This window comes from Pirellulales bacterium, from assembly GCA_036490175.1.
Taxonomy (GTDB): Bacteria; Planctomycetota; Planctomycetia; order Pirellulales; family JACPPG01; genus JACPPG01.
This window is the reverse complement of sequence record DASXEJ010000379.1, coordinates 18,528-24,543: the sequence shown is the minus strand read 5'-3', so window position 1 is coordinate 24,543 and position 6,016 is coordinate 18,528. Positions and strand designations below refer to the sequence as shown.

At 57.8% G+C, this 6,016-nt stretch carries 4 protein-coding genes; all 4 read right to left on the bottom strand.

Features of this window, described 5'->3' with window-relative positions; all coding sequences use genetic code 11:
• Positions 1-128 precede the first annotated feature (128 nt).
• The gene (locus VGG64_28870) at positions 129-848 is read right to left on the bottom strand and encodes a PEP-CTERM sorting domain-containing protein (GenBank protein HEY1603649.1); all 720 of its coding nucleotides are present in this window, start codon (positions 846-848) and stop codon (positions 129-131) included.
• Between the two features lie 275 nt (positions 849-1,123).
• Positions 1,124-4,333 carry a protein kinase gene (locus tag VGG64_28865; protein ID HEY1603648.1) on the bottom strand — a complete coding sequence of 1,070 codons (3,210 nt, stop codon included), beginning with the start codon at positions 4,331-4,333 and terminating at the stop codon, positions 1,124-1,126.
• Between the two features lie 99 nt (positions 4,334-4,432).
• Positions 4,433-5,011, bottom strand: coding sequence for a sigma-70 family RNA polymerase sigma factor (locus VGG64_28860; protein HEY1603647.1), 579 nt, complete (start codon positions 5,009-5,011; stop codon positions 4,433-4,435).
• A gap of 382 nt (positions 5,012-5,393) precedes the next feature.
• Positions 5,394-5,972, bottom strand: a complete 579-nt coding sequence (locus tag VGG64_28855; protein ID HEY1603646.1) for a YdeI/OmpD-associated family protein — start codon at positions 5,970-5,972, stop codon at positions 5,394-5,396.
• Positions 5,973-6,016: the final 44 nt, after the last annotated feature.

Below are 6,016 nucleotides of genomic sequence, written 5' to 3'. Positions count from 1 at the left end.
CATGGCTGAGAAATGACTGAACGTGATCGCGGCACGCGCAAGCGCATAGCACGATCGTGAAACGGCTGGTTGCCAATCCCTCAACAAATCAAAAGTTCGGTTGAGCAGGACGAGCCGAAAACTGCAACTCAACGCTTGTCGATGGTTGCGATAGCGCGCACCTGACGACGCTTGCCGCGTCGATAAACGCTCGCTATGGCCAAAAGCCCCACGCTGAAAAGCATGACGGAACTTGGCTCAGGAGAACTAGCTCCAAAGGTAAGGTCATCCAGCACCACGGCGGAATTGGCCACCTGGAACCCAAATATGTCGGCCGTCGGTCGTGTGATGCCGCGAAACGCACCGGCGTTTAACGTGCCTGGTGTGCTAATCGGCGCCAACGTATTGACGTCGTACGATTCGAGTACGCTGCCATCACTGGCCAGCGCGCTAATGATCACATCCGGTCCGGACCCGGCTGAGTAGTTCAAAAATGCTCCCACTTCACCTACTGGCGGACCATTGAATTTCAGAAGCATGGTTCCCGTCGCGGCATTAAGCCCGACGAATCCGACACGCCCGCTATTCCACGATCCGTTAGGAATGATGTTGTAAAGCGAGTCCCCGATGACGGCGCCTCCTTGCGTGATGGAGTTGGAACTACTCCACACGACGTCTGCGCCCACGAGACTTCCGACCTGAACCGGCCCCGGGCCAAACGAAGATGGACCTGAGAACTGGCTGAAGTCGATGATCTGCGTGGGAGCGCCGAAGGCGGCCGCCGATGTGACGAACGTTGCCTGCACACGGCTCGCCAGAAACACAACCGACAGCAAGCAAATGACGCAACGTAAGAGGAAATGTTTCACGGCTGTTCGTCCCGGGTTGCTCGTACAAAGGGTGGTATGCGTACGTTATCCTAGCGGCCCTCCATGTCAATACCGTAAGGTTTCTTCGCGTGGCAAAAATCGTTGTGCGGTATGACTTTAAAGTACCGTGCGTGCCAAATTGGGTGTCACGAATCGGTCGACGGCCCTGCTCATCGTGTCTCTACAAAACGTGCCCGCTACTGGCCACTGGCTGGCTAGTCTTTCACAACACTATCGAGGCATCCGTCCGTGGCAAGAATCTTGAAAGGTGCTTCTCAATTGTTGGTATCCGCTGTCGCATCCAAGCGTGCCAGTTGTTGCTTCGTCAGCTGAATCGCGCAGGGTAGCGCCCACTTGCCAATTCCTTCGCTGTGCTGCGGTGCGTGCGATTCCAATTTCTCGACGAGCCGCGACAACGATTCCCGCTGTGCCGCATACGCCGCGCGATCGTTCACATCGCGGTAGGCGAGAGTCAAGATCGTTTCTCCGGTCAGACGGCTGATGCGAATCTGGTCGAGTTTCTTCGGCGCCGCCAGTTCGGCGAAGGCATGAATGGGCAACGCTTTCTTGAGCGTGGCGATTGCTTCATTGGTCTGCCCGGCGCGGTATTGGACCGCGCCGAAGAGGGTCTGAAAAACGGGATTGCGCGGATCAATCGCCGCTACACGTTGGGCGATTTCCAGCAGGGTTGTCATATCGTCGACAGAGTCCCGGCCCGCCATACACGCCATCGTAATGCCGGCCGCGACGGTGAGGTCCGCCTTGGAACCATGGCGTTTGATGAAGTCGGCGCAGGTGGCGCGATAGCCGGCCTCGTCGCCTGTGACGAGTTGCAGCAAGGCCAATTGATACAAGGGCTTCCAAGCGTGGTCGCTTAAGCTGATTGTATGAGCGAATATCTCTGCGGCATCCTGCCACTTTCCCAACAGTGCCAGTGCGTCGCCCCATCCGGAATAGACGTCTACCGTCGCATAGCCTCGCTCGACGGCCGTCCGGAACGCGTGCGATGCGTCGTACCAGTTCCGCTCGGCTTCGTCGAGCTGTTCTGTCTCGCTGTGCAGGATGCCGAGATGCAGAAAGGCCGTGCCTCTCCCCTGCAAGTAGTCACCGACGGCGGGATTCTCCTGCGAGAGCTGTTCATAGATCTCGATCGCCCGGCGATACGATCGTTCGGCGTCGGCGGGCCGACCCATCAATCGCTGCACATAACCAAAGTTGAAATACTTATGCGCTAAGGCCGCACGATAATCACTGACGCTGGGATTCTCTCGCACCAATCCCTCATAGATTTCGACCGCGCGCTGAAACGACACTTCGGCATCGGACAATCGGCCCGTTTCGACATGCACGACGTTGAGATCGTTAAAGGCTTGGGCGAGTTGGGCCCGGTATTCGCTCGTGGTGGGATTTTCGCGTACGAGCTTCTCGTATAACTCAACGGCCCGCTGGTTTGATACTTCGGCCTCGCTCATGCGGCCTACCTTCCGCTGCGTTTCAGCGATATGGCGATGCGCGCTGGCAATTCCGGCCTGATACGTCGAAGCGTCGGGGAAATCGTTGGCTAGTTGTTCGTAGATGGTCAGCGTACGCCGAAATGATTCTTCGGCCTCGGCCGGTCTGGCCAGCAGAGATTGCACCCTTCCCAGGCTCGCCAGGGTATTGGCCAGATGCGCTTGATGGGCCGCGTTGCCAGGGATTTCACCGACGAGCGTGCTGTAAATCTCCAGAGCCCGCCGGTACGAAGCTTCGGCGTCGTCCAGCCGGGCCGTATCGGCCAGCACGGCACCGCGCCAATGATGCGCGCTGGCAAGTCCTTCGCTGTACGCTGTGGCGGCAGGGTCTTGCCGCAGTAGTCCTTGGTAAGATGCGACCGCTAAATCCAGAGACTTGAGGGCCTGCTCTTGGGAGCCGATCGAACTGGTGATGCTGCCGACGCGCACGTACGCGGCCGCGAGTTCGGCCTGCAAAAGGGGATTATCGCCATACTTCTCGATGAACCGCTGGTAGTAAGAAAGCGCCGAGTCCAAGAGCTCTTTGCGCAGCGGTTGCAAGCCGGGCACGTCCAGGAGCTTACTCTCGCTGACCGATGTGAAATAGTCATTTACCGACTCGCGTGCCTGCTGAAAATGTTCCTCGGCCGCGGCGCGCTGTCTTTCAGTCTCATTTCGTTCGGCCTCGGCCACGCGTTCGGCGCGTGTCGCGCGGATCGCCTGCCATGTGCTCACCACGGTGCCGCTTATCAATGCGATAGTAACCAGTCCGGCCGTTGTGATCGCCATCCGATTACGGCGCGCGAACTTACGAAAGCGGTACAGCGCCGAAGGCGAGTGTGCCTCGACAGGCTCGTCGTGCAGGTAGTGCTCGACGTCGCGTGCCAGACCGCTGGCGGTTTCGTAGCGGCGTGTGCGATCTTTTTCCAGGGCCTTCATGACGATCCAATCCAGATCGCCACGCAATAGTTGCGCGAAATGATCGGGATCGATCCTGCGCCGCGCAGCCACAGCCGTCCGCGTTTGCCCCAGCGTGTCTATGAACGTGCTAGGCTTCGGTGGCTCTTCCTCGCGAATGATGCGGCGAATCTCGTCGTACGGCGCTTCGCGAATGCGCTCGCGGGCAAAAGGCGTCGTGCCGGTCAGCAGTTCGTACAGTAACACGCCGAGCGAATAGATGTCGCTGCGCGTGTCCACGTCCAGGCTGGAAATCTCGGCCTGCTCGGGACTCATATAAAGCGGCGTGCCGATCATTTGCGAAAAATTCGTAAATAGCGTCTTCTCCGTCAGTTGCTGGTTCGTAGCCTTGGCGACGCCGAAGTCTATTACCTTGGGTACCGGTTGGCCATCGTGAAGCGTAACAAGCACATTCGAGGGCTTGAGGTCGCGATGGATGATTCCCTTCTGGTGAGCATGTTGCACGGCGCGGCAGACTTGTACGAACAGCCGCAACCGATCGCGAACCGAAAGATTGTCCTGATCGCAGAACTCCGTAATGGGCACGCCGCGTACCAACTCCATCACGAAGTACGGCCTGCCCACATCGGTCGCTCCCGCATCCAGCACGCGGGCGATGTTGGGGTGATCCATCAATGCCAGCGCCTGGCGTTCGGCCTCGAAGCGGGCGATCACCTGTCGCGTGTCCATGCCCGGCTTGATGATTTTTAGCGCCACGCGTCGCCGGACCGGCACCTGTTGGTCGGCCATGTAAACCGCGCCCATCCCCCCTTCGCCGATTTGTTCCAGCAGCTTGTAGGGCCCGATTTGGGCTCCCGGCTTCTCAATGGCGGACTGCTCGATGGTGACAATCGCCACGGCCGGCGATTCGAGAAAGCCAGGCTGTTCATCGAGTACTCGCAATAGCGAGATGACTCGGGCGTAGAGTTTTGTATCGTCGGCGCAAATCTGCTCGAGGTACGATGCTCTGGCGTCCGCTGCGTGGATTTCCCGAGCGACTTTGAAGATCGCCTCTTCGTCTGGTTTGTGGTTGTTCATGAGAATTCCCCCAGGCGCGTTCGCGCATCCTCGGCTATTGACCAGTGCGAGAAAGACGAGAGGATCACCCGACGAGATCCGAAGGTTTTTAAGAGTTTTTTAGCGGCCGTCGCCTGGCTCTGTGTCCGCCGACATGGCCACTCGCAGCCAACTCTTGGCGTAAGCCCAATCCGCATCCGCGGTTGACGTTGCAATTCCCAGCGACTCGGCAGCCTCGGGTATGGTCAAGCCGGCAAAAAAACGCAACTTCACCAGTAGCGCCTTGCGAGGGTCCTTGGTGGCCAGTTTGTCGAGTGCATCGTTGAGTGCGAGCAAGTCCACACCGCCGTCGGAAATAGCCCCTTCGATGGCGGAGAGGCCGACGCGATGAGCTTTTCCGCCGGCTTTGGTAGTGCGCTTGTGGCGCGCTTGTTCGATCAGAATTCTTCGCATGGCCTCGGCGGCTGCCGCAAAGAAATGCCCTCGGCTGTTCCACTGCTGCGTTTGCTTGGTGTCGACAAGCCGGATGTACACTTCATGAACCAAGGCGGTGGCTTGCAGGGTTTGGCCCGGCCTTTCGTCCGTGAGCCGAGAAGCCGCCAGCTTCCGCAATTCCTCGTAGACGAGCGGCAAGAGCTCTTCGGCGGCGCTTGGGTCGCCCTGTTCAATCTGGGTCAGAATGCGAGTAACGTCGGCCATGAGGTCGAGACGCCGCTTGATTCGGATGAGTCATTGTCGATTCTATATACAGCGTGAGACGCGCAGAAAAGTTACAGGCGACCGTGGAAGTTGACTTCTTCCTGCCGAAAGGGTGCCGTTTTGATCGACCGATCGCCGCGGACGTCTCGGGAGCCATTGTACTCCGGGGGGCGACCGCTTTGGGCGGCATAGACGAGAAGTTGGCCCCGATCCCTCCCAAGTCCCCTAAGACTGGATTCATTCTGCGTATGATCCCCCGGCTATGGGTGGAACAAGTAGGCCGCGGGTGATGATTTGGTTTGAGTCGGTCGCTTTTCGCCAGCGCCAGTCGGGTCGGTCGACCAACGCGCACAATTACTTCCGGAGAGCTTGGAAAGGGGCTCTAATCATCCAACCCTTTCCCCTTGAGAATGCGCGGTATGCATTTCTCAACCCTGGACTCGCGCGTGGTCGATCGTTTGGCTGCGGAAACATGGAGGAGGTATGCTCGTTGCCGCCCCGGGGTCAACGCGCCGAAGGCAGTTTTCAAGGCAGGCATGGCATCTAATTTATGCTGGAGTTCATCAGGGATGGCGTGCTCGGTGATCTTTTTGAACTTCACTTTCAAACCGGCTTTTTCCACCGCAATTGCTGCAAGTAGATAGGTATTTAATGAGGATTTCAGTTTCCGTATCTCTTGAGCAGTGGTGAACCGAATCTGGCGCGCCGCCTGCGTGTTCTTGGTTTGCTGAATGAGGATCCCTTGGGCGTCCTTTAGCAAGGCGCCTTTGACAAACAAAATCGCGCAGTATTCCTTGAACGCGTGTATTAAAACGACGTTACGCTTCTCCAACGTGTAACAAGGAACGCCCCATTTCAATTCTTCGGTCAGCTCGTGGCCGAGAATGATCCTTCTCAGTTCCTTTAATTCCTTCTGCCACTTCTTGAGCCCTCTGAAAAAGCCGTCAACCTTGAGATTCATTCTGGTCATTGATCACAACCCTAAGATGAGGTGAGCTTGCGACG

Bases quoted from the DNA above. Each gene is read 5' to 3' on its own strand.
- VGG64_28860 (HEY1603647.1), bottom strand. From the start codon at position 5,011: ATGGCCGACGTTACTCGCATTCTGACCCAGATTGAACAGGGCGACCCA.
- VGG64_28865 (HEY1603648.1), bottom strand. From the start codon at position 4,333: ATGAACAACCACAAACCAGACGAAGAGGCGATCTTCAAAGTCGCTCGG.
- VGG64_28855 (HEY1603646.1), bottom strand. From the start codon at position 5,972: ATGAATCTCAAGGTTGACGGCTTTTTCAGAGGGCTCAAGAAGTGGCAG.